Genomic DNA, 23,424 nt, shown 5'->3' on the forward strand with positions numbered 1-23,424 from the left:
GTGCCCTTCTGCCAGTGGTGGGTGGCAGTGCTGAGATCGACCATAGAGACTCGGAGGTATGTCTGAACAGGAGTACCGCGTCGAGCACGACACGATGGGTGAGGTCCGCGTGCCGGTCGACGCATTGTGGCGCGCCCAAACCCAACGCGCGGTCGAGAACTTCCCGATTTCCGGTCGAGGCCTGGAACGCGCCCAGATCCGAGCACTGGGCCTGCTCAAGGCGGCGGCGGCCCGCGTGAACGCGCGGCTGGGCGTTCTGGACGCGGACCTCGCCTCCGCCATCGCCGCCGCGGCCGACGAGGTCGCCGCCGGCCGGTGGGACGAGCACTTCCCGGTCGACGTCTTCCAGACGGGCTCCGGCACGTCGTCGAACATGAACGCCAACGAGGTCATCGCCACCCTGGCGACCCGCGCCCTCGGCAGCGACGTGCACCCGAACGACCACGTCAACGCCTCGCAGTCGTCCAACGACACGTTCCCCACGACCCTGCGCGTCGCCGCCACCGAGGCCGTGGTGACCGACGTGGTCCCCGCCCTGGAACACCTGCTGGGCGTGCTTGAGTCCCGTGCGGCGGAGTGGGCCGACCTGGTCAAGTCCGGCCGCACGCACCTCATGGACGCCGTCCCGATCACGCTGGGCCAGGAGGCGGGCGCCTGGGCGTCCCAGGTCCGCTACTCCGTCGAACGCCTGCGGGCGTCGGTCCCGCGCCTGGCGGAGCTCCCGATCGGCGGCACCGCGGTCGGCTCGGGCCTGAACGCCCCGGAGGGCTTCGGCACCGCCGTCGCCGCCGAGCTCGCCACCGCCACCGGCCTGCCCCTGACCGAGGCCCGCGACCACTTCGAGGCCCAGGCGACCCAGGACGGCGTGGTCGAGATCTCGGGCCAGCTCCGCGCCTCGGCCGTGGCGCTGTTCAAGATCGCCAACGACCTGCGCTGGCTGGGCTCCGGCCCCCGCACCGGCCTCGGCGAACTGGCGCTCCCCGACCTCCAGCCGGGCAGCTCGATCATGCCGGGCAAGGTCAACCCGGTGATCTCGGAGGCGACGATGATGGTCGTGGCCCAGGTGATCGGCAACGACGCCACCGTCGCCTTCGCGGGCTCGCAGGGCAACTTCCAGCTGAACGTGATGCTGCCGGTCATCGCCCGCAACGTCCTGGAGTCGTCCCGCCTGCTGGCGGCCGTGGCCCGCCTGCTCGCCGACAAGGTCCTCGTGGGCACCGAACCCGCCGCGGACCGGATGCGCGAGTACGCGGAGTCGTCACCGTCGATCGTGACGCCGCTGAACCGCTACATCGGCTACGAGGAGGCGGCGTCGATCGCCAAGCAGTCGCTCAAGGAGCGCAAGACCATCCGCGAGGTGGTGCTGGAACGCGGGCACGTGCCTTCGAAGCTCACCGAGGAGCAGCTGGACGCGGCCCTGGACGTGCTGCACATGGCGCGCGGCGGCCGCTGAAGCCGCTTCGGTCCAGGGCAGCGGGTGCCGACCGCGGCCCTGGACCACTCCTCTTCGACCGGTCGCGAAAGCCGGTTCAGGAGTACATCGCGAGCCAGATCGCGATGTAGTGGCAGATCGCCGCCACCACGGTCGCGGCGTGGAAGAACTCGTGGTACCCGAACACCTGCGGCCACGGATTGGGCCACCGGGTCGCGTAGAAGACGGCGCCGGCGGTGTAGAGCAGCCCACCCACCAGCAGCAGCACGAGAGCCGCGACCCCGGCGTGGTGCAGCAACTCGGGCAGCACGAACACCGCCACCCACCCGAGGGCGATGTAGATCGGCACCCCGAGCCAGCGCGGCGAGTGCGGCCAGGCGAGCTTCAGGGTCACGCCGGCCAGCGCCCCGATCCACACCACGGTCAGCACGACGCGCCCCGTGTCCGGGTTCATCGCCAGCAACGCGAACGGGGTGTAGGTGCCGGCGATGAACACGAAGATCATCGAGTGGTCCAGCCGCTTCATCCACGTGCGGACGCGGTCGGACTTCCACGTCACGCGGTGGTACAGCGCCGAGACGCCGAAGAGGCCGAGGACGGTCGCGCCGTAGACGGAGGTGGCGAGGGCGGCTCGCGCGGACACCGTGGACGCCGCGAGGGCGATCAGCGTCGCGCCTGTCGCCACGGAGGCTACGAACGACCAGAGGTGCAGCCACCCACGAAGGCGCGGCCGCAGTCCGGGCTGTGGAGGAATGGGCGCTGTGGTCACAGGTTCGTAGGTTACGCCACCGTAGGTTTCGGACCATGGCTCAGTGATGAACCTTGCACGGCGTACGCTGTTCGGACGTGGCACTCCGCACTCGTGTGAAAGACGTCGCTATCCACTTCTACGAGTGGATTCTCCGGCGTGAGCTGAGCGGGACGACGCAGGGGCCCAAGCACGTGGGCGTGGTGTTGGACGGCAACCGCCGCTGGGCCCGGGAGGCCGGGTTCACCGACGTCGCGGACGGCCACAGGGCCGGTGCGCGCAAGATCCTGGAGCTGCTCGACTGGTGCGGTGACGCCCAGGTCGAGGTCGTGACGCTCTGGATGCTGAGCACCGACAACCTGAACCGCGACAACGCCGAGCTGGCGCCGTTGCTCGACATCATCGCCGACATCACCGACGAGTTGGCCGGCGACGACAAGCCGTGGCGCGTGCGGCACGTCGGCGCCATCGACATGCTGCCGGCGGAGCACGCCGAGCGGCTCACCAACGCGGCCAGCAAGACGAAGAACCGCACCGGGATCCAGGTCAACGTCGCCGTCGCGTACGGCGGGCGGCAGGAGATCGCGGACGCCGTCCGCAAGCTCCTGCAGGCGCACGCGGAGCGCGGCGGCACCATCGAGGAGCTCGCCGAGGTGCTCGACGTCGACCACATCGCGGAGCACCTCTACACGTCCGGCCAGCCCGATCCGGACCTGATCATCCGCACGTCCGGTGAGCAGCGGCTCTCCGGTTTCATGCTCTGGCAGTCGGCGCACTCGGAGTTCTGGTTCTGCGAGGCGTACTGGCCCGGCTTCCGCCGCACCGACTTCCTGCGGGCCATGCGCGAGTACGCCAAGCGCCACCGCCGTTACGGCAGCTGAGACGCCGAAAGGGCGCCCACCGCGAGGTGGGCGCCCCTGTGCAACGCGAGAACGTCAGCCCTCGACGTTGACGTCGTCGCCATCCACGACGCCACCCGCGGCGCAGGTCTCGGTGATGCTCGGCGAGTTGATCGGCACCGCGGCGCCCAGCACGCCGATATTGTTGCCGCAAGCGCCGACGACGGCGTTGACGTTGTTGCCGTTCAGCACGCTCAGCAGCGAACCGTTGGTCTGGTGGAAGCTGTCAGGCGCCGCGGACGCCATACCGGTGGCGCCGAACATCATGAAACCAGCCGCCGCGACCGCAGCGGCACACGCCTTCTTCAGCATTTTTTCTCCTCGTGGACGGTACTACTGACAGAACAGTCCGGAGACGCCATGAAATGGCGTCTCCGGATCACTAAACAGCCGAGAGCGGAATCAGCCGTCGACGTTGACGTCGTCGCCGTCCACGATGCCGCCCGCGGCACAGGTCCCGGTGATGCTCGGCGAGTTGATCGGCACCGCGGCGCCCAGCACGCCGACGTTGTTGCCGCAGACGCCGATGACGGCGTTGACGTTGTTGCCGTTCAGCACGCTGAGCAGCGAGCCGTTGGTCTGGTGGAAGCCGTGGTAGTGGTGGTGCTCGTGGTGGCCCTGGCTGTGGCCGTGCCCGTGGTGGTGACCGTGCCCGTGACCGTTGTCGCCCTCTCCCGCCATGGCCGCAGGGGCGAACGCGAGCGACAGAGCAGCAGCGGCGGCAACCACTGTGAAGGTCTTCTTCACGTCATTCTCCTTCATGTCGGGTCATCCCCGTCATTTCCGGAGTCTTCGGGGATCTCCGGACGGTGGGGTCCTCGTAAAAAATTTACCCGCGAGCATCTGTCTTCATGTCTCCATTACTCCTATTGTGTGACTGCAAGATCAACAATGGTCCCCGTTCAGGTGACGTTCGATTTTCGATTCGGCCGCGAGCAAGCCGCTGTGGTAGAGGCTCTACGCTCTCCGACTCATGGACGCCAACGCGCTGGTGCGCGGATATCTGGTGCTGGGGCTGCGGCTCGGGCGCCTGGTGTCCGGGTTCGTCGACTCGTTCACCGGCGATCCCGCGCTGAGCCGCTCCGTCGACAACGAGCCGCGCCTGCACCCGAGGGCCCTCGGGCACCACGCGAGGCAGCTGCGCGGGGAACTGCCCGGCAGCGACCTCGACGACCAGCGCAAGCAGTTCCTCGACGCCCACCTGCTCGCGCTCGAGTGCACCGCGCGCAAGCTCGACGGCGAGCGCATGACGTTCGTCGACGAGGTCGAGCGGTACTTCCAGGTGCGCGTCAAGCCCGGCGACCAGGACGCCTACGCGCTCGCCCACCGCCACCTCGACGCCGTCCTCGAAGGCCCCGGCACGCTCGCCGACCGCCTGACGGCCTTCCGCGCGGCCGACGAGGTGCCCGCGCGCAGGCTCCAGGGCGCCGTGCACGCCCTTTCCAGCGCGCTGAGGGACAGGGTGCGTGAGAGGTACGCCCTGCCCGAGCAGGAGATCGTGGAGTACCGGATCGTCACCAACAAGCCGTGGAGCGGCTTCAACCACTACCTCGGCGACTACCGCAGCAGGGTCTCCATCAACGCCGACCTGGGCCACCGCATGGCGAACCTGCCCCACCTCGTGGCGCACGAGTCGTACCCGGGCCACCACACCGAGCACTGCCGCAAGGAGGCGGGCCTGGTCGCGAAACGCGGCCACGCCGAGCAGTCGATCTTCCTGATCAACACGCCGCAGTGCCTGATGGCCGAGGGCATGGCCGACCTGGGCCTGCACGCCGTGGTCGGGCCGGGCTGGGGCCTGTGGACCGAGCAGATCTTCCGCGACCTGGGGTTGCGAATGGACGGCGCACTGTCCGAAGAGGTCGAAGCGGCGGCGTCGGGCCTGCTCACGGTGCGGCAGGACGCCGCGCTGCTGCTGCACGACCGGGGTGCGGACCAGGACGACGTGGTCGCGTACCTGCGCAGGTGGCTGCTGGTTCCGGAGCGCCGCGCGCGGCAGATGGTCCGTTTCCTGGCCGACCCGCTGTGGCGCGCGTACACCACGACCTACGTCGAAGGGGTGCGCCTGGTGAGGGCGTGGCTCGACGTCCGCGCACCGGGGGAATCGCTCGACTCGCGCTACCTGAGGCTCCTCGACGAGCCCCTGGTGCCGAGATCACTCGAGACCCAGGTCCGCGACGGCCTGTCCTGGCTCGCCCGCAACACCCACGAGAACACCACCTGACCAGGCCTGACACGGGTGCGGTCACGTTTCGGGACGTTGTCCGGAAGATGACAAGTTCGGATTCACCTGTGTGGCTTCGTGCCGATGGGGCACTTCCACAGGTAACTTCGAAACCGGCGGGACGCGACCACTGCGGACCGCGCAGGGAGGCTCTGATCGTGGCAGACGACGTCGCGAGGGGGCCGGCACCCGGCCCTCGTGGTCGACCTGCCTGACGCCCACCGGCGTGAGGCGAGACGACCGATCAGGGTGGTGCCTGGCCCAGCGAGGAGCGGACGCGGGTGCCGCGTTCGTGAGGGAGTTGCCGTGAACGCACGACGTCCCGCGAGCCGTTCCTCAGGCTCATCGCGCAGTTCTTCCTCCCGGCGCAAGTCCGCCGCACCGGCCATCACGACCTATGTGCTGGACACGTCGGTCCTGCTGTCCGATCCTCTCGCCCCCACCCGTTTCGCGGAGCACGAGGTCGTGCTCCCGCTCGTGGTGATCAGCGAGCTGGAGGGCAAGCGCCACCACCCCGAACTGGGCTGGTTCGCGAGGGAAGCCCTGCGACTGCTCGACGACCTGCGCTTGCGGCATGGTCGCCTCGATTCGCCGATCCCCATCGGGGATCTGGGGGGCACCTTGCACGTCGAGCTCAACCACTCCGACCCGGAGGTGTTGCCATCAGGTTTCCGAACGGACTCCAACGACGCCCGGATCCTCGCCTGCTCCCTCAACCTCGCCGCTGAGGGGCGCAACGTCACCCTGGTGACCAAGGACATGCCGCTGCGGGTCAAGGCCGGATCGGTCGGGCTCCCGGCGGAGGAGTACCGGGCGCACGACGTCACCCTGTCAGGCTGGACGGGAATGTCCGATCTGGACGTTCCCCAGTCCCTCGTGGACGACCTGTTCAAGGAGAACGTCGTCGACCCGACCCGGTACGAGGACCTGGAGCACATCGCCGAACTGCCCTGCCACACCGGACTCAGGTTGCTGGCGGGCACGTCGAGCGCTCTGGGCCGGGTGACCGCGGACAAGCAGATCAGGCTGGTGCGCGGAGATCGGGAGGCGTTCGGACTGCACGGACGGTCCGCTGAGCAGCGGATCGCGCTGGACCTGCTGCTCGACGCCGATGTCGGCATCGTCTCGCTGGGCGGACGTGCGGGCACCGGCAAGTCGGCACTGGCGCTGTGCGCCGGTCTCGAAGCGGTGATGGAACGCAGGCAGCACCGCAAGGTCGTGGTGTTCCGGCCGCTCTACGCGGTCGGTGGCCAGGAGCTCGGGTACCTGCCGGGTTCCGAGAACGAGAAGATGGGGCCGTGGGCGCAGGCGGTGTTCGACACCCTCGGCGCGCTGGTGAGCCAGGCGGTGCTGGAGGAGGTGCTGGACCGCGGGATGCTCGAGGTCCTGCCGCTCACCCACATCCGCGGCCGCTCGCTGCACGACTCCTTCGTGATCGTCGACGAGGCGCAGTCGTTGGAGCGCAACGTGTTGCTGACCGTGCTGTCGCGGCTGGGCAGCAACTCGCGGGTGGTGCTGACGCACGACGTGGCGCAGCGCGACAACCTGCGGGTCGGCCGGCACGACGGCGTGGCGGCGGTGATCGAGAAGCTGAAGGGCCACCCGCTCTTCGCCCACATCACCCTGACGCGCTCGGAGCGTTCGCCGATCGCGGCGCTCGTCACGGAGATGCTGGAGGACTACGCCTCCTAGCGTCCTGAACGGAGAACGGCCCCGCGCTTTCCGTTGCGCGGGGCCGTTCCTCGTGCTCTTCCTAGTCGAGCGCGCGCTTCATGAAGCCCCGCAGGCCGAGGCCGCCGAAGCCCGCGATCGCGATCACGAGCACGGCGAGGACGACGGGCAGCGGGATGTGCGGCACGTCCGGCACCAGTTCCGCGCGCATTCCCTCGCTCACGTACGTCAGCGGGTTGAGCGCGCAGACCACCTTGAACCACAGCAGGTCGTCGCTCAGCGACCGCCACGGGAACTGCGCGGAGCCCGTGAACAGGATCGGCGTCAGGATCACCGCGAACATGACGTTGACGCGCCGCGCGGGCACCGACGTGCCGATCACCAGCCCGACCGAGCCGCCGGCGAGGCAGCCGAGCACGATCACGAGCAGCGCGCCGGGAATCCCCGACCACGCCCAGGAGACGTCGAGCATCACGAACCCGACCGGCACCATCAGCACGGCCGCGAAGAACCCGCGGATCGCGCCGAACACGATCTTCTCGACCGCGACGAGCGGAATGGAGATCGGGGCGAGCAGCCGGTCCTCGATCTCCCGCGTCCACGAGAAGTCGAGCACCAGCGGCAGGGTCGTGTTCTGCAGCGCGCCCAGGAACCCGTTCATCGCGATGATGCCCGGCAGCAGCACCTGCGCGAAGTCGTCCTGGACGTACCCGATGTCCCCCAGCACCTTCGCGAAGATGAAGAGGATGAAGAACGGCTGGATGATCACCTGCGCGAGGAAGCTCGGCAGCTCGCGCCCCGTGACGAAGACGTCCCGCCACAGGATCGCCTGGAAGGTCCTGAGTTGGCTCACCGGAGCTCCCTGCCGGTCAGGTGGATGAAGACGTCCTCCAGGCTGGGCTTGCCGATCGCGACGTCGCTGACCGTGACGTCGAGGTCGCGCAACACGTTCAGCACGGCGGGCAGCGTGATCGCGGTGTCGCTGTCGGTGTAGACGCGGAACATGTCGTTCAGCTCCTCCACGCGCTGCACACCGTCCAATTCGGACAGTTCGCGGGTGATCTTCGCGCGCTCGTGGCCGTTCGGGCTGACCGTGACGCTGACCGTGTTGCTGCCGGGCAGGTTCTTCGTGAGCTCGCCCGGCGTGTCGAGCGTGAGCAGCTTGCCGTGGTCGACGATGCCGACGCGGTCGCACAGCTTGGTGGCCTCGTCCATGTCGTGCGTGGTGAGCACGACCGTGACGCCTTCGGCGTGCAGTGCGGCGACGCGTTCGTGCACGAAGAGCCGGGCCTGCGGGTCGAGCCCGGTGCTCGGTTCGTCGAGGAACAGCACCTTCGGCCGGTGCATGAGCGCGCGGGCGATCATCAGCCGTTGCGCCTGCCCGCCGGACAGCGTGTCGACGAGCGCGTTCTGATGGTCCTTGAGACCCATCCGCTCGATGATGTCGTCGGCGAGCCTCTGGCGTTCCTTCGGGCCGATGCCGTGGTAGGCCGCGTGGAACAACAGGTTCTGCCGCGCGTTGAGCGACCGGTCGAGGTTGTTGCGCTGCGGCACGACCGCGAGCAGCTGCCGCGCCCGCTTGGAGTCGGCCACCACGTCGACGCCCTCCACGAGCGCCTGCCCCGAGGTGGGGCGGACGCGCGTGGTGAGGACACCGACCGTGGTCGTCTTGCCCGCGCCGTTCGGCCCGAGCAGTCCGAAGACCTCGCCGCGGCGGACGTCGAAGCTCAACCCGTCCACCGCGGGCTTTTGTCCTGTTTTATAGACTTTGCGGAGATCTCTGACCGAGACCGCTTCGTCCACTTCCTCACCATCCCCCCGGCAACGGCCTTCCTTCCGCGAAGCCAGCGGCGGACTGAATGCCGAGCACAGCCTTGTCGTGGAATTCCTCCAGCGAGGTCGCACCGGCATACGTGCAGGCCGAGCGAACGCCGGACGTTATCGCATCGAGCAGGTCCTCGACGCTCGGACGCACCGGGTCCAACCGCATCTTCGACGTGGAGATGCCCTCTTCGAACAACCCCTTCTTGGCCCGGTCGAACGCGTTGTCACTGCGCGTCCGCGCCGTGACGGCCCGCTTGGACGCCATTCCGAAGGATTCTTTGTAGAGGTTTCCGCGCTCGTCGCGCTGCAGGTCGCCGGGCGACTCGTAGGTGCCGGCGAACCAGCTGCCGACCATCACGCTACTGGCCCCGGCCGCGAGCGCGAGGGCCACGTCGCGGGGATGCCGGACCCCACCGTCGGCCCACACGTGCTTGCCGAGCCTGCGCGCCTCGGCCGCGCACTCCGCGACAGCGCTGAACTGGGGCCGCCCCACCCCGGTCATCATGCGGGTGGTGCACATGGCGCCCGGCCCGACACCGACCTTGACGATGTCCGCGCCGGCCTCGACCAGGTCCCGAACCCCCTCCGCGGTGACGACGTTGCCCGCCGCGACCGGCACCCCGGGGTTCGCCTCCTTCACGGCCCTGAGCGCCGCGATCATCTTCTCCTGGTGCCCGTGCGCGGTGTCGACGACCAGAACGTCCACCCCGGCCTTGACCAACGCCTCCGCCTTGGCCCGCACGTCCCCGTTGACCCCGACAGCGGCCGCGACCCGCAACTTCCCGTCGCCGTCGGCAGCAGGCCGGTACACCTCGGCCCGCAACGCGGCGAGCTCCGTCAGCACCCCGCTCAGCCGCTGCTCGGAGTCCACCCCGAGCGCGATCCGGTGCGTGCTGTGGTGGAGCCGGTCGAACACGTCCTGCGGCTTCGTGCCGAGCGGCAGCAACAGCACGTCCGTGTTCATCACGTCGCCAATGCGCGCAAACCGGTCAACACCCGTGAGCGCCGCCTCGTCCACAACACCGATGGGCCGCCCACCGTCGTCGACGACGACAACCGCCCCGTGCGCCCGCTTGTGCAACAGGTTGAGCGCATCCGCCACGGCATCACCCGTGGTGAGCGTCAACGGCGTGTCCCAGACAGGATGCCGCTCCTTCACCCAGGCGATGATCTCCGCAACCGCCTCGGTGGGCACGTCCTGCGGGATGACGACGAGCCCGCCACGCCGCGCGATGGTCTCCGCCATCCGCCGCCCGGCCACGGCCGTCATGTTCGCGACGACGATCGGGATCGTGGCCCCGGTGCCGTCCGAAGTGGAGAGGTCGACGCCGAACCGCGACTCCACGGCACTCCGGCCGGGAACGAGGAACACGTCGTCGTAGGTCAGGTCGTAAGAGGGTCGATGCCCTTCGATGAACCGCACGTGCTTCCACGATACCCGCCGCGTCTCAGTTGGGCAGCTCACCAGGGAGTACGCCACATCTCACCTCTGGGGCGCCGGTTGTGGGTGGCCTTGGCTGGCCGGGCTTCGGGTGTTGCGGGCGCTGGCTGGTCGCGGGCTTTCGCTGACTCCAGGCTTGGGGTGGGCTTCCGGGTTCTGGCCGGCTCCCGGGTTCTGGCCGGTCGCGAGCGGGCGAGGGGCCGCGGATGGCTGGCTGTCGATCCTGAACCGACCTCATCGACGCTAGACCGACCTCGCCGACGCTAGACCGACTTCGTCGAGGTTGAACCAACCTCGTCGACGTTAGACCAGCTCGTCGACCATCCCGTGCCGTACTCCCGAGAGCGGCCCCGGCACCTCTCGTGCCCGTCCCCGTCCGCCCCGCCCCCGCGCTTCCTCACCTTGCGGAACGTGTGAAATCCAGGTTCGGTTCCCCGTTGTCCACAGCCTATCCAAGCGAACGTTTCCGCAGCTCAAAACCCACCCAGCCTGTGGACAACTCAAGATCTTGGTGGACTGCTCAGCCCGGCGGCTGCCAGATGTAGCCGGTGGTCGTCGTGACCGCGACGAAGCCGAGTCGTTCGAGGATCGGTCGGCTGTCCTCGGTCGCGTCCACCTGCAGGTACCTGATGCCCCGCGAGACCGCCAAGCGCGCTCGGTGGGCGACCAGTGCGCGGTAGATGCCCTTGCCGCGCCACTCGGCGAGGGTGCCGCCGCCCCACAGTCCTGCGAACTCCGTGCCCGGGACGATCTCGATCCGCGACGAGGAGACGACCTTGCCGTCGGCCTCCGCCAGCACCGCGATCATGTTCGGGTCGCCGCGCTTCTCGATCAGGCGGTCGACCAGCCAGTCGTGCGGGCGGCCGAAGACCTCGGTGGCGGTGGCGGCCAGGCGGTGGACGTCCTGCTCGTCCTCCACCTCGCGCAGGGTTACACCGTCGAGGTGGACCGGTGTGGTCATCTGTTCGGCCAGGCCGATCAGCACGGTTTCCCGGCCGTCCGGCTCGAAGCCGGCTGCAGTCAGGCGTTCGGGCAGGTCCGCTGGGGTGTCGTGGCTCCAGGTCTTCCACTCGACGGCCTGGTTGCGTGCGGCGAAGTGGTCGCGTTGGCGGGCGATCAGGGCGTCGAGCGCTGGGCCGTCCACGCCCAGGTGAGGTGGGCCACCCACGAAGCCGCTTCGGCGGGGCCAGCTCACGCGGAACACCGGGCCGTCGCGGTGGACCTCGGCGCCGGGGTCGAGCACCGTCCACTCGGCTGGGCGGGCTTGGGTGTCGAAGGCGCTGAGCAGCGCGGAGGCGTCGGTCACCGGCTGGACGCTATTGCGAGGTGGCGCCGGGACGCACGCGAATTCGCGCGTCCCGGGTACCTGCGCCGGGCGGCGTCAGGTTTGCGGAGGGGTCTGCTGGGCGGCGGGCAGGAGTGCCCTCACCTCCTCGATCGTCGTCGCCTCCGACGGGTCCTTGTCCGGGCGGTAGCGCACCACTCGCGCGAAGCGCAGGGCGACGCCGCCGGGGTAGCGCGGGGAGACCTGCACGCCGTCCAGTTCGATCTCGATCACGAGTTCGGGGCGGACCACGACCACCCAGTCGTTCTGGTCGGTGGCGATCTCCTGCAGGGCCTTGGTCTGCCACTTGAGCAGTTCGTCGGTGAGGCCCTTGAAGGTCTTGCCGACCATCACGGGTGGGCCGCCGTCCGGGTCGCGGGCGCCCAGGTGCAGGTTCGACAGCCAGCCCCGGCGGCGGCCGCTGCCCCACTCGACGCCGAGCACGACCAGGTCGAGGGTGTGGACCGGCTTCACCTTCTGCCAGGCCCTGCCTCGCCTGCCGGCCGCGTAGGGCGAGGCCAGCGACTTCACCATCACGCCCTCGTGGCCCGCGGACAGCGCCGCCGTGACGACGCCTTCCGCCTCCTGCGGGGACGGGTCCAGCACGCCGGGGATGACGTGCTCGCCCGCCACCTGCCGCAGGGCGGCGAGGCGGTCGCGGAGCGGTTCGTCGAGGAGGTCCTTGCCGTCGAGGTGCAGGCAGTCGAAGAAGTACGGGTGCAGCAGCAGCTCCCGTTCGTCCTGCGCGCCGAAGCGGCTCATCGTCTCCTGGAACGGGCGCGGGCGCCCCTCGTCGGTCAGCGCGAGCGTCTCGCCGTCGAGCACCACCGACGTGCAGGGCAGGCCGCGGACGAGCTCGACCAGTTCGGGCACCGTCTTCGTGATCTCGCGCAGCGTGCGCGTGTAGACGTGGACCTCGTCGCCGGAGCGGTGCACCTGGATGCGCGCGCCGTCCAGCTTGTGCTCCACCACGCAGCTGCCCAGCTCGGTCAGCGCCTCGTCCAGGGACTCGGCGGGTGACGCCAGCATGGGGCGCAGCGGGCGGCCCACCTCCAGCCGGAACGCCTCCAGCGCCGTCGGGCCGCCCTCCAGCGCGGCCACCGCGGTCTCCGGCAGGCGGCCGGACAGCATGAACGCGCGTCGCACCGTCTCGCCCGGCACGTCCGCCGCGGAGGCGATGGCGTCCAGCATCACGCCCTCCAGGGCGCCCTGGCGCAGCTCGCCGGTGAGCAACCTGCGCAAGAAGTCCTGCTCCGCTTCGGTGGAACGCGCGAACAACGACGTCAGCAGGTCGACGCGGCGTTGCGCCGAGCCCTTGCCGGACGTCCCGGCCACCTCGGCGAGCGCGGCGTCGACCTCGGCGATCGTGAGCTCGGCGCGCTCGGCGGGAGGCACGGACAGGTCGAGGACCGTGCGCCAGCCGGTGCCGATCCTGCCCTGCCGCGGCGTGCCTATCAGGAAGGACACCACCGCCACCACCACGTCCGCCGTCGCCGCGCGCAGCAACGCGGACAGCGCCTTGACCTTGGCCAGGCGCGACCGGGTCGCCGCCACCGCGGCTGACGTGTCGACCACTTCGGAGAGGAGCACGGATCCATGGTGCACCCGAGCACCGACAATTTCTCGAGGCGCGGGCCAGGCCGGCGCGGCCAGCCGTTCTACCTGGGAGTTCACCGCAGCCGTCGCGGTACCTGCGCTAGGCCTCGGCGACCGCCGCGATCTCCCTGACCGCTTCCCGCAGGCGGTCGGGGGTGAGCGACGCGTACCCCAGCACCAAGCCCGGCCACATCGGCGTGCGCGTGTACTGCGCCAACGCCCAGACGTGCACGCCTCGCTCCTCAAGCCTGCTCTTCAGCGCGAGGTCGTCCGTGCCGTCGGGCATGCGCAGCACGACGTGCAACCCTGCCGCGACACCGATGGGCTGCCATGCGGGCAGATGCTCGGCAACGGCCTCCAGCAACGCATCACGCCTCTTCCGGTAGAGCGCGCGCGTACGGCGCAGATGCCTGTCATAACCACCCGTCCGCAACAGGTGCGCGAACGCGGCCTGCGGGATCGTCGCGGTGCCCATGTCGTTGTACCGCTTGCGGTTCACGATGTCCTCGCGCAACCGTTCCGGCACCACGAGCCACCCGAGGCGCAGCGCGGGCGCCAGCACCTTGCTCGTCGTCCCCTGGTACACCACGTGCTCGGGGGCGAGCGCCTGCAACGCGCTCAGCGCCGGCCGGTCGTAGCGGTGTTCGGCGTCGTAGTCGTCCTCGATGATCAACGCATCGCGCTCGCGCGCCCACTCGACGAGCGCGCGCCGCCGTTCCGGGTGCAGCACCACGCCGAGCGGGAACTGGTGCGCCGCGGTGACCAGCACCGCCTTGCAGTCCGTTTTGGACAGCAGGTCGACGCGGAGTCCCTTGTCGTCCACCGGAACCGGCACGGTCTTGAGGCCGTGGGAGCGCAGCAGGTCTTCGCCGCCGATGTGGCTGGGTTCCTCGATCGCGATGCTGCCGTCCAGCATGCGCGCGGTGAGCTGCAACCCGTCCGCCGCGCCGTTGGTGATCACCGCGTCCTTGGTGACCACCGCCCGCACCCTCGCGAGGTAGTCGACGATCTCCTTGCGCAGCCCCACGAATCCGGCGGGATCGGGGTAGGCGAGGTCGTCGTCGGGGAGGTCGGCGAGCGCCGCCCGGTGGGCCGCCACCCATTCGGCTCGGGGGAACGCGCCCAGCGCGGGCAGGCCGGGCCGCAGGTTGTAGCGCCACCGCTTCGGCGGTTCCGGCACGCCGCACGCGCCGGCGGGCCCGAGGCTCGCGACCGTCGTCCCCGAGCCGCGTCTGGTGGTCAGGTAGCCCTCCGCGACGAGCTGCGTGTAGGCCGAGGTGACGGTTCCGCGCGCCACCTCGAGCTGCGCCGCCAGGTCGCGGCTCGACGGCAGCCGCGTGCCCGGTGCGAGCCGCCCGTCCCTGATCGCCCGGCGCAGCTCGACCTCGACCCCGCGACGCCTCTGGTGCCCCGGCAACAGGAGCTCGCGCAAAGTGGTCCAGTTCTCGGTCATCGAAGTGGAGCTTAAAGCTGGACCAGTTCCGCGCAAGGGTGACGGACATGAAACTCGGGGTGGCCGCGGGAGCGGCAGCGGCATCGATCGTCGGCGCGTCGGTGCCGGTCACGGGAATGCTGGAGGGCTACCCGGTCCTGACCGGCCAGGCCATGCGCTACGCACTGGCCGCGGCGGTGTTGTTGCTGGTGGCGCGCCGTCTGCCGATGCCTTCGTGGCGCGACGTGCCGCCGCTGCTGGGCGTCGTCGTCTCGGGCATGCTCGGCTTCAACGCCCTGCTCATCGCCGCCCAGCAGTACGCAGAGCCGGGCTTCGTCGCCGCTGTCATGGGCGGCTCCCCCGTCGTGCTGGCGCTGCTCTCACGCCAACGCACCGCATCGGCCCTTGTGGGTGCCGTGGTGGTGGCGGCGGGCATCGTGCTGTTGTCCGGCGGCGGCTCGTGGCACGGTCCCGGGCTCGTTCTCGCGTTGCTCACCATGGTCGGCGAGGTGTGCTTCACGCTCTTCGCGGTCGGGGTGGTGCGGCGGCTCGGCGTGCTGGGCGTGGCGACGTGGACCTGCATCATCGCGACGGTGATCGGCGCGGTGCTGGGGACGTTCGTCGGCGGCTGGCGGGTGCCGGACACCCGGCAGACCTTCGCGCTCGTGCTGCTGGCCGTGGCGGTGACCGCGGTGGCCTTCGGGCTGTGGTACTTCGCCGTGAACCGGCTGGGCTCCGACCGCGCCGGCGTCCTCATCGGCCTGATGCCGGTGGCCGGTCTCGCGACTTCGGTGCTTCTGGGCGTGCAGGAGCTCACTCTCGTGTCCGTCATCGGGGTCACCACGGTCGCACTCGGGTGCGTCATCGGGCTCCGGAGAGCAACGCACCACACACACGACTCGGGCCGGGTTCCCCCAAAATCAACACTAGCGACCGGGTCTGACAGTCCGGCGCAAGTTGTTGTGCCGTAACTAAAACGGCCTGCCGTGAGGCCGCCGGGCCGGCCACGGCGAGGTCGGCCCGGCGGCCTAGTGGACCGGGTACCCGGTCGCGGCCACGTCGTCGGCGACGTCCGCCGGCGACGTGGCGGGGTTGAGAGCCGTCACGACCGCCGCGGTCAACGGTTTGCCCGCGTACACGTGCCGCACCGCGTCGAGGTCGACCGGCGTCTCGTAGTAGTCCTGCGCCCAGTCCTGGTACGCCTCCGGGGTGCCCTCGGTCAGCAGCGCGAACATCCAGTCCGCCCCGTCCTCCCCTTCGGGGAAGGCGATGTCACCGTGCCGCCAGGCATCGTCACCGTTCTCGCGCCACAGGCAGACGGTGATGGACGGCGTGCCCTCGTCGGAGAACGCGGGCTCCTCCACACACTCGCGGAACACCTCAGGCACGGAGTCGACAACGCCAGGCCACGGCTGCCCGTCGTCGGTGACATAGGGACTCATCAGCGACTCGTGGTCGAAGCCGCGCACGTACGCACCCGCGGCCTTGAACACGATGGAGTACTCGTTGCCCGCACCGTCGTACATGGACGCCATCTCCTCGCCGGGCGCCCACTCGGCGTCGAAGCGGTGGTACCGGTCGTCGCCGCCGGGATCCAGGACGACGTCCAGCACGGCCAGCGCACGGCACAGCGCGCGCAACTCCGGGATGGCGGGCAGCAGACGGGCGACGTCGTACGCGGTCACCGCCACATCCAAGCAGTCTCAAGTGCCGAGCACGACTCGCTCAGGTGAGGTCCGGTCCCTGCGACCGGAGGTCGTCCACTCGCGACATGGCGTCACGCAGCTCGCCCAGCCACGCGTCGGCGTGCTCGCCAACGAGACGCACGGCCCATGCGAGAGCATCGGCTCGTGAGCGGGCCACGCCGGCAGCCACTAGCGTGTCGAGCACCTGGCGTTCCGGCTGGCGCAGGCGCGTCATCACCGGCACGGCGAGGTGCGTGAACAGCTCGCGGGTGCCGCCCTGCACGGCTCCCCACGCCACCTTGCGGCCGTAGCGGTGCTCGGCCTGGCGCGCGATCTCGATGCGTTCGTCGCGGGTCTCCTCGCGCCAGCGGGCGATTCGGCCCGATTCGGCCGCGGCGCGCGAGGCGTCGTCGAACTCGCCCTCCAGCGGCGCGAGCGTGCCCACGACGGTGATCTCCTCGCGGTCCACGACCACCTCGGGCGCGCCGGTGAACCACGCGTCGGGGAGCCTGCCCGCGAACCACGCCGCCGCGTCGTCGGCCGGGGGCAGGTCAGCCTGCTGCCAGCCGCCTCGTCCTCTCCATCCACGTCCCATTTCAACCACCTCTGATTACATGATTACGTCATTACTGACGTTACGCCTGCAATCAGGAAGTGGCGTTCGCCGTCAGCGAAGTGATCAGGGCATCCGCGGTGACGACAGGGCGGTCGCACACGTAGCCGCGGCACACGTAGGCCGCCGGGCCCTCGTCGACCAACGGACGGTCTTCCAGCAACGGCACGGACGAGGGCTCACCGGCCACGACGACGCCGCCTCCGGGCACATGGGCGATCGCCGCCGCCCACAGCGACGCACGGCGTGAGTCGTCGGCACCTACTACGGCGACCTGCAACGGACCGGACACCAGAGCCTCGGCGACGGTCAGCCAGTGGCCCGCGAACCGGGGCGCACGGGCGGCGAGCAGGCCGGCGCGCGTCACGGCGGCGGACGCGGCGTCGAAGTACCGCGCGGAACGATCGGCGCCGGACAGCAGCGACGCGGTCAGCAGGGCCGAGGCCAGCGAGGAAGCACCGCTCGGGGACGCGTTGTCGGTCGAGTCGGCTGGACGGCGCACGAGAGTCTCGGCGTCATCGGCCGTGTCGTAGTAAGCGCCGGGAGAGTCCGGCACGGCGAAACGGGCGAGCGCGGTGTCCAGCAGGCCGCACGCCAGGTCGAGCCACCGGATCGAGCCCGTCACCTGGTGCAGCGCCAGCAGCCCGTCCGCGACGCAGCCGTAGTCCTCCAGCACCCCGAACGACGGACCGGCGACGCCGTCGCGCGAGGTCCGCAGCAGCCTGCCCTCGACGAGGTGCACGGACGCCAGCAGCGACGCCGCGCCGGACGCGGCCGAGATCCACGCCGGCTCACCGAAGAAGGCGCCCGCCTCGGCCAGCGCGGCGATCGCCAGGCCGTTCCAGGCCGCCACCACCTTGTCGTCCCGTCCGGGCTGCGGCCGCGCGGCGCGCACCGCCAGCAGCGAGGCCCGCACCTCCTCCCCCGGCTCCGACACGAACCCCAGGGTGGACTTGCCGTCCTCGAAGTTCGGCTCGGGCGTCACGCCGAACGCCGCCGCCGCACCCAGTTCCTCGAACGACCACACGTAGGTCAAGCCTTCGACGCCATCGGTGTCCGCGTCCAACGACGCCGCGAACCCGCCGGACGCCGTCCGCAGGTCCCGCAAGAGGAACGCGGCCGTGTCCCGCGCGACCCGCTCGTAACGCTCCGAGGCGGTCACGCGCGTGAGGTGCGTGTAGAAGCGGAGCAGCAAAGCGTTGTCGTACAACATCTTCTCGAAGTGCGGCACGACCCACGCGGCGTCGACGCTGTAGCGCGCGAACCCGCCGCCGAGCTGGTCGTACATGCCGCCGTCGGCCATCGCGCCGGCCGTCGAGGTCGCCATGGAGATCGCCTCGACCGACCCGGTGCGCTCGTGGTGGCGCAGCAGGAACTCCACCACCATCGACGGCGGGAACTTCGGCGCCCCGCCGAACCCGCCGTGGCGCCGGTCGAACTCCCCCAGCAACGACACCACGGCACCGGCCAGCACATCGGCGTCCACAGTGGACGGCGGCAGCGGCGCGGCCTGCCGGGTGATCTCCCGCACGACGGCGGAGGCGGACTGCAGGACCTCCTCCCGCTGCGAGCTCCACGTGGCCGCGACGGCCTCGATGAGCTGCGGGAACGACGGCATGCCCGGCCGCGGCGACGGCGGGTAGTAGGTGCCGGCGTGGAACGGTCGCGCGTCCGGCGTCAGGAACACCGTCATCGGCCACCCGCCGTGGCCGGTCATGGCCTGCGTGACCTCCATGTACACGGCGTCGACGTCCGGCCGTTCCTCGCGGTCGACCTTCACCGCCACGAAGTGCTCGTTCAGGAACGCCGCGACGTCGGCGTCCTCGAAGGACTCGTGCGCCATCACGTGGCACCAGTGGCAGGCCGCGTACCCGACGGACAGCAGCACCGGCACGTCGCGCCGCCGGGCCTCCTCGAACGCCTCCTCGCACCACGGCCACCAGTCGACCGGGTTGTCCGCGTGCTGCTGCAGGTAGGGGCTGGTCGCGTCCGCGAGTCGGTTCGCCATGCGATCACACTAAATGAGCAGCGCAGAGGCCGAATCTCGATCAGACTCAGGCCCGTGTTGCTCACCCTGACCACGACGCACCGGCCGGCGACCGACCTCGGCCACCTGCTGCACAAGCACCCCGACCGGGCTCAGTCCTTCACGACGAGCTCGGGCGTCGCGCACGTCTTCTACCCGACGGCGACGAACGAGGAGTGCACGGTCGCCCTCCTGCTGGAGGTCGACCCCGTCGCGCTCGTCCGAGGTCCCGGCAGCACGCTCACCCAGTACGTCAACGACAGGCCGTACGCGGCCGGGTCGTTGCTCACGGTCGCGCTCGGCAGCGTGTTCCGCACCGCCATGAACGGCCGCAGCGAGAGCCACCCCGAGCTCGCGAGGACGCCGATCCCGCTGGTCGTCCGCATCCCCGCGCTGCCGCACCGCCTCGCGGAACGGCTGTTCCCGCCGCTCGGCTGGACCGTCGAGGTCACCGGGCACGGCGACTCGCGCTACGGCGACGTGACGCTGACCGGCACCGTGAAGCTCAGCGACGCGTTGAAGCACCTCTACGTGCTGCTGCCCGTCCTCGACGGCGGCAAGCACTACCGGTTCGCGGCCGACGAGGTGGACAAGCTGCTCAAGGCCGGTGACGGCTGGCTGTCCGCGCACCCGGACAAGGAGCTGATCACCACCCGCTACCTGGCCCGCAGGCGCCCGTTGATCACCTCCGCCCTGGAACGCCTCGCCGACGTCGACGAGGTCGAGCCGGAGGAGCTCGACAACGCCCTGGCCGAGCCGAAGATCTCCCTTGCCGCACAGCGCAAGGAGGCCGTGGTCGAGGCGTTGAAGGCCGCGCGGGCCCAGCGCGTGCTCGACCTCGGCTGCGGTGGTGGCGCTCTGCTGCGCGCTCTCGTCGACGAGCCCGCGTTCACCGAGGTCCACGGTGTCGACGTGTCCGCGAAGGCGTTGCAGGAGGCCGCGCGCAAGCTGCACCTCGACCGCATGGGCGAGCGGCAGCGCGAGCGGATCACGTTGCGGCAGTCGGCTTTGACCTACGCCGACGCCGAGCTGGCGGGGTACGACGCGGCGGTGCTGATGGAGGTCGTCGAGCACATCGACCCATCGCGCCTGCCCGCGCTGGAGCACTCGGTGTTCACCGTGGCACGCCCTGTGACCGTGCTGGTGACCACGCCGAACGTCGAGTACAACGCGCTGTTCGAGACGTTGCCCGCAGGGCAGATGCGCCACCCCGACCACCGTTTCGAATGGACCCGGGCGGAGTTCGCGCACTGGGCGGGCGGTGTCGCGGAACGCCGCGGCTACACCGTCACGTACGTGCCGATCGGGCCGGAGGACGCCGAGCGCGGCGCACCGACGCAGATGGCCGTGTTCACGCTGGGGGACGAGAACTGATGGAGCTGAAGATCCCCGACCTGTGCCTGGTGGTGCTGGTCGGCGCCTCGGGTTCGGGCAAGTCGACGTTCGCGCGCAGGCACTTCCTGCCCACGCAGGTGCTGTCGAGCGACTACTTCCGCGGGCTCGTGGCCGACGACGAGAACGACCAGTCGGCGTCCGCGGCGGCGTTCGACGTGCTGCACTTCGTGGCGTCGAAGCGGCTGGAGGCGGGGCGCGTCACCGTGGTCGACGCGACGAACGTCCAGCCCCAGGACCGCGCGAAGCTGGTCGAGGTCGCGCGCAGGGCGAACGTCCTGCCCGTCGCGATCGTGCTCGACACCCCGACCGACGTGTGCCTGAGGCGCAACGCGGAACGCCCCGACCGCGACTTCGGCGCACACGTCGTCAAGCGGCACCGGGCCGCGCTGAGGCGCTCGCTGAAGCACCTCGGCAAGGAGGGCTTCAAGCGCGTCCACGTGCTGCGCTCCGAGTCCGATGTGGACAACGCGACGATCGTGTACGAACGACTCCTCAACGACCTCAGGCACGAGACCGGGCCGTTCGACGTGTTCGGCGACGTGCACGGCTGCCGCGCGGAGCTGGAGGAGCTGCTCACCGAGCTGGGCTACGAGATCCAGCGCGACGACGAGGGCCGCGCGGTCGACGCGGTTCCTCCCGGCGACCGCAAGGCGGTGTTCGTCGGCGACCTGGTGGACCGCGGGCCGGACACCCCCGGCGTGCTGCGCCTCGTCATGGGCATGGTCGGCAACGGCCACGCCTTCAGCGTGCGCGGGAACCACGAGGAGAAGCTCGTCCGAGCCCTGCGCGGCCACAAGGTGACGGTCCGGCACGGCTTGGAGAAGTCGCTGGAGCAGCTCGCCCACGAGCCGGAGGAGTTCCGCCTCGCCGCCGCGAAGTTCTGCGACGGCCTCGTCGCGCACCACGTCCTGGACGGCGGCAACCTCGTCGTCGCGCACGCCGGCCTGCCCGAGCGCTACCACGGCCGCGCGTCCGCGAAGGTGCGCAGCTTCGCCCTGTACGGCGACACGACCGGAGGAACCGACGCGTACGGGATGCCGGTGCGCCTGCCGTGGGCGAACGACTACCGCGGCTCGGCGATGGTGCTGTACGGGCACGTCCTGACGGCCGAGGCCGAGTGGGTCAACAACACCCTGTGCCTGGAGACGGGTGTGGTGTTCGGCGGGAAGCTCACCGCGCTGCGCTACCCGGAGAAGGAGCTCGTCTCCGTCAAGGCGCACCAGGTCTGGTACGAGCACGACGCCCCGTTCCCGGTGAAGGCCGCCGAACGCGCGCCGGACGTGCTGGCGCTCGGGGACGTCACGGGTCTGCGTCGCATCGACACGTCGGTGATGGGCGCCGTGACGATCCGCGCGGAGCAGTCGGCCTCGGCCCTGGAGGTCATGAGCCGGTTCGCGATCGACCCGCACGACCTGCTGTACCTGCCGCCGACGATGGCGCCGACGGCGACCTCGCAGCGCGACGACGTGCTGGAGCACCCGGAGGACGCGTTCGCGGAGTACCGGGCGGCCCGCGTCGGGCAGGTGATCTGCCAGGAGAAGCACATGGGCTCGCGCGCGGTGCTGTTGGTGCGCAAGGAGGGCGGCGCGATCTACACGCGCACGGGACGCGCGTTCTTCGACGGCGCGCCGGGCGAGGAGCTGCTCGACCGCGTGCGTTCGGCCTGTTCCGGGCTGTTCGACGAGTTCGCCACGGACTGGCTGCTCATCGACGCCGAGCTGATGCCGTGGAACGCCAAGGCGGCCGGGCTGATCCGCGAGCAGTACGCGGCGGTCGGCGCGGCGGCGAACGGCGTGCTGCCGGTGGCGGTCGACGCCCTGCGGGCGGCCGCGGCACGCGGTGTCGACGTCGCGGACCTGCTGGAGCGCACGTCGACGCGTGCCGCGAACGCCGCGGCCTACAGCGCGGCGTACGAGCGGTACTGCTGGCCGGTGGACGGCCTGGAGGGCGTGCGGATCGCGCCGTTCCAGCTGCTCGCCTCCGAGGGCAGGACGTTCCACGACCGCTCGCACCTGTGGCACCTGGAGACGCTGGGCGGGCTGGAGGGGCCGTTGTTCCAGCGGACCCGGCACCTCGTGGTCGACGTCGAGGACCCCGAGCAGGTCGCCGCCGGCGTGCGGTGGTGGGAGGAGCTGACCGCGGACGGCGGTGAGGGCATGGTCGTGAAGCCGCTCGCGAACCTCGGCGGACGCGTCCAGCCGGGCGTGAAAGTGCGCGGGCGCGAGTACCTGCGGATCATCTACGGCCCGGACTACACGTCGCCGGAGAACCTCCGGCGGCTGCGCAAGCGTTCCCTCGGGCGCAAGCGCGGACTCGCGCTGCGCGAGTACGCCCTCGGCATCGAGGCGCTGGAACGCGTCGCACGCGGCGAACCGCTGTGGAGGGTGCACGAGTGCGTCTTCGGCGTGCTCGCGCTCGAGTCGGAACCGGTGGACCCGAGACTGTGATCCTCGAGGTGGTGGTCGGCTCGCACGCCTACGGGCTGGCGGGCCCCGACTCCGACGTGGACAGACGCGGGGTGTTCGCCGCGCCCGCGGAGGCGTTCTGGCGCCTGGACAAGCCCCCGACGTCGGTCGAGGGGCCGGACCCGGAGCAGCTCAGCTGGGAGGTCGAGCACTTCTGCCGGCTCGGCCTCAGGTCGAACCCGACGGTGCTCGAGACGCTGGTGAGCCCGCTGGTCGAGGTCAGCACGCCGATCGGGGAGGAGTTGCGGGGACTGCTGCCCGCGTTCCTCTCCCGGCACGCGGTGCGGTCGTTCACGCGAGCGACGGAGATGCAGCTGGCGCGCGCGGGCCGCAACCTCAAGCCCAAGCAGCTCATGCACGTGGTGCGGCTGCGGCTGGTGGGGCTGGAGCTGCTGCGCACCGGGCGGTACGACATCGCGGCGGACCGGTCGCTGCTGGCGATCCGCTCCGGGGAGATGGCGTGGGACGAGGCGCTGGCCTGGGCGCACCGGCTCGGCGACGAGATCGCCGCGGCTCGGGGGCCGTTGCCGGAGGAGCCGGACCGGGAGCGGGTGGAGGACTGGCTGGTGTCGGTGCGCAGGAGGACGTTGTGAGCCACTTCTCCGCGCGCCGCCGAGCGGTGCGCACCGGTGAGGCCGCTGCGCACCGA

General features: G+C 70.4%; 20 protein-coding genes. 8 read left to right on the top strand and 12 right to left on the bottom strand.

Going from position 1 to position 23,424, the window contains the following annotated elements; translation table 11 throughout:
• Positions 1 to 58: 58 nt before the first annotated feature.
• Entirely contained in the window at positions 59 to 1,453 is a 1,395-nt protein-coding gene (locus L6E10_RS16315; RefSeq protein ID WP_236220369.1) for a class II fumarate hydratase, read from the top strand.
• Positions 1,454 to 1,529: 76 nt separating this feature from the next.
• Here the strand turns inward: L6E10_RS16315 and L6E10_RS16320 are convergent, their stop codons facing one another.
• The gene (locus L6E10_RS16320) at positions 1,530 to 2,201 is read right to left on the bottom strand and encodes a hemolysin III family protein (protein ID WP_236220370.1); all 672 of its coding nucleotides are present in this window, start codon (positions 2,199 to 2,201) and stop codon (positions 1,530 to 1,532) included.
• Positions 2,202 to 2,278: 77 nt separating this feature from the next.
• Here L6E10_RS16320 and L6E10_RS16325 point away from each other — a divergent pair, with 77 nt between their 5' ends.
• Positions 2,279 to 3,061, top strand: a complete 783-nt coding sequence (locus L6E10_RS16325) for an isoprenyl transferase (RefSeq protein WP_236220371.1) — start codon at positions 2,279 to 2,281, stop codon at positions 3,059 to 3,061.
• Positions 3,062 to 3,115: 54 nt separating this feature from the next.
• Here the strand turns inward: L6E10_RS16325 and L6E10_RS16330 are convergent, their stop codons facing one another.
• Together L6E10_RS16330 and L6E10_RS16335 are read right to left on the bottom strand one after the other, a co-directional pair.
• Positions 3,116 to 3,391: a hypothetical protein gene (locus L6E10_RS16330; RefSeq protein WP_236220372.1), complete on the bottom strand. Its 276-nt coding sequence runs from the start codon at positions 3,389 to 3,391 to the stop codon at positions 3,116 to 3,118.
• Between the two features lie 90 nt (positions 3,392 to 3,481).
• The gene (locus tag L6E10_RS16335; protein ID WP_236220373.1) at positions 3,482 to 3,826 is read right to left on the bottom strand and encodes a hypothetical protein; all 345 of its coding nucleotides are present in this window, start codon (positions 3,824 to 3,826) and stop codon (positions 3,482 to 3,484) included.
• 226 nt (positions 3,827 to 4,052) lie between these two features.
• On the opposite strand from L6E10_RS16335, the gene L6E10_RS16340 reads away from it, so the two are divergent.
• Complete coding sequence (locus L6E10_RS16340; RefSeq protein ID WP_236220374.1) at positions 4,053 to 5,303, top strand: DUF885 domain-containing protein; 1,251 nt, start codon at positions 4,053 to 4,055, stop codon at positions 5,301 to 5,303.
• 387 nt (positions 5,304 to 5,690) lie between these two features.
• Positions 5,691 to 6,995 (top strand): PhoH family protein, encoded by a 1,305-nt coding sequence (locus tag L6E10_RS16345; protein WP_374237079.1) that lies wholly within the window; start codon positions 5,691 to 5,693, stop codon positions 6,993 to 6,995.
• A 61-nt stretch (positions 6,996 to 7,056) separates the two neighbouring features.
• Here the strand turns inward: L6E10_RS16345 and L6E10_RS16350 are convergent, their stop codons facing one another.
• From L6E10_RS16350 to L6E10_RS16375, 6 genes are all read right to left on the bottom strand, one after another.
• Positions 7,057 to 7,827 carry an ABC transporter permease gene (locus L6E10_RS16350; protein WP_090099850.1) on the bottom strand — a complete coding sequence of 257 codons (771 nt, stop codon included), beginning with the start codon at positions 7,825 to 7,827 and terminating at the stop codon, positions 7,057 to 7,059.
• On the bottom strand, positions 7,824 to 8,777 hold the full coding sequence (locus L6E10_RS16355; protein WP_236220376.1) for an ATP-binding cassette domain-containing protein: 954 nt from the start codon (positions 8,775 to 8,777) through the stop codon (positions 7,824 to 7,826). Before L6E10_RS16355 ends, L6E10_RS16350 begins: the two co-directional genes overlap by 4 nt.
• 4 nt (positions 8,778 to 8,781) lie before the next feature.
• Positions 8,782 to 10,221 (bottom strand): GuaB1 family IMP dehydrogenase-related protein, encoded by a 1,440-nt coding sequence (locus L6E10_RS16360; RefSeq protein WP_236220377.1) that lies wholly within the window; start codon positions 10,219 to 10,221, stop codon positions 8,782 to 8,784.
• A gap of 538 nt (positions 10,222 to 10,759) precedes the next feature.
• Positions 10,760 to 11,545, bottom strand: coding sequence for a GNAT family N-acetyltransferase (locus L6E10_RS16365; RefSeq protein ID WP_236220378.1), 786 nt, complete (start codon positions 11,543 to 11,545; stop codon positions 10,760 to 10,762).
• Positions 11,546 to 11,620: 75 nt separating this feature from the next.
• Positions 11,621 to 13,153 carry an ATP-dependent DNA ligase gene (locus tag L6E10_RS16370; protein ID WP_236220379.1) on the bottom strand — a complete coding sequence of 511 codons (1,533 nt, stop codon included), beginning with the start codon at positions 13,151 to 13,153 and terminating at the stop codon, positions 11,621 to 11,623.
• A 106-nt stretch (positions 13,154 to 13,259) separates the two neighbouring features.
• Positions 13,260 to 14,612 carry a PLP-dependent aminotransferase family protein gene (locus L6E10_RS16375; RefSeq protein ID WP_236220380.1) on the bottom strand — a complete coding sequence of 451 codons (1,353 nt, stop codon included), beginning with the start codon at positions 14,610 to 14,612 and terminating at the stop codon, positions 13,260 to 13,262.
• A 47-nt stretch (positions 14,613 to 14,659) separates the two neighbouring features.
• Between L6E10_RS16375 and L6E10_RS16380 the strand changes: the two genes are divergently transcribed.
• Positions 14,660 to 15,562, top strand: a complete 903-nt coding sequence (locus tag L6E10_RS16380) for a DMT family transporter (protein WP_236220381.1) — start codon at positions 14,660 to 14,662, stop codon at positions 15,560 to 15,562.
• A 57-nt stretch (positions 15,563 to 15,619) separates the two neighbouring features.
• Here the strand turns inward: L6E10_RS16380 and L6E10_RS16385 are convergent, their stop codons facing one another.
• The 3 genes from L6E10_RS16385 to L6E10_RS16395 are packed head-to-tail and all read right to left on the bottom strand — an operon-like array spanning position 15,620 to position 18,897.
• Positions 15,620 to 16,276, bottom strand: coding sequence for a hypothetical protein (locus L6E10_RS16385; RefSeq protein ID WP_236220382.1), 657 nt, complete (start codon positions 16,274 to 16,276; stop codon positions 15,620 to 15,622).
• 40 nt (positions 16,277 to 16,316) lie between these two features.
• Positions 16,317 to 16,871, bottom strand: a complete 555-nt coding sequence (locus tag L6E10_RS16390) for a hypothetical protein (RefSeq protein WP_236220383.1) — start codon at positions 16,869 to 16,871, stop codon at positions 16,317 to 16,319.
• 52 nt (positions 16,872 to 16,923) lie between these two features.
• Positions 16,924 to 18,897 (bottom strand): thioredoxin domain-containing protein, encoded by a 1,974-nt coding sequence (locus L6E10_RS16395; protein ID WP_236220384.1) that lies wholly within the window; start codon positions 18,895 to 18,897, stop codon positions 16,924 to 16,926.
• Positions 18,898 to 18,951: 54 nt separating this feature from the next.
• Here L6E10_RS16395 and L6E10_RS16400 point away from each other — a divergent pair, with 54 nt between their 5' ends.
• From L6E10_RS16400 to L6E10_RS16410, 3 genes are read left to right on the top strand one after another with little or no spacing between them, the layout of a single operon-like run.
• Positions 18,952 to 20,289 (top strand): 3' terminal RNA ribose 2'-O-methyltransferase Hen1, encoded by a 1,338-nt coding sequence (locus tag L6E10_RS16400; protein ID WP_236220385.1) that lies wholly within the window; start codon positions 18,952 to 18,954, stop codon positions 20,287 to 20,289.
• A complete protein-coding gene (locus tag L6E10_RS16405; RefSeq protein WP_236220386.1) occupies positions 20,289 to 22,757 on the top strand; it encodes a polynucleotide kinase-phosphatase in 2,469 nt (822 codons plus the stop codon). Before L6E10_RS16400 ends, L6E10_RS16405 begins: the two co-directional genes overlap by 1 nt.
• Positions 22,754 to 23,368 (top strand): DNA polymerase beta superfamily protein, encoded by a 615-nt coding sequence (locus L6E10_RS16410; RefSeq protein ID WP_236220387.1) that lies wholly within the window; start codon positions 22,754 to 22,756, stop codon positions 23,366 to 23,368. The genes L6E10_RS16405 and L6E10_RS16410 overlap by 4 nt, the downstream gene beginning before the upstream one ends.
• Positions 23,369 to 23,424 lie beyond the last annotated feature (56 nt).

The sequence above is a fragment of the Lentzea sp. CC55 genome, assembly GCF_021056325.1.
Lineage (GTDB): Bacteria > Actinomycetota > Actinomycetes > Mycobacteriales > Pseudonocardiaceae > Lentzea > Lentzea jiangxiensis.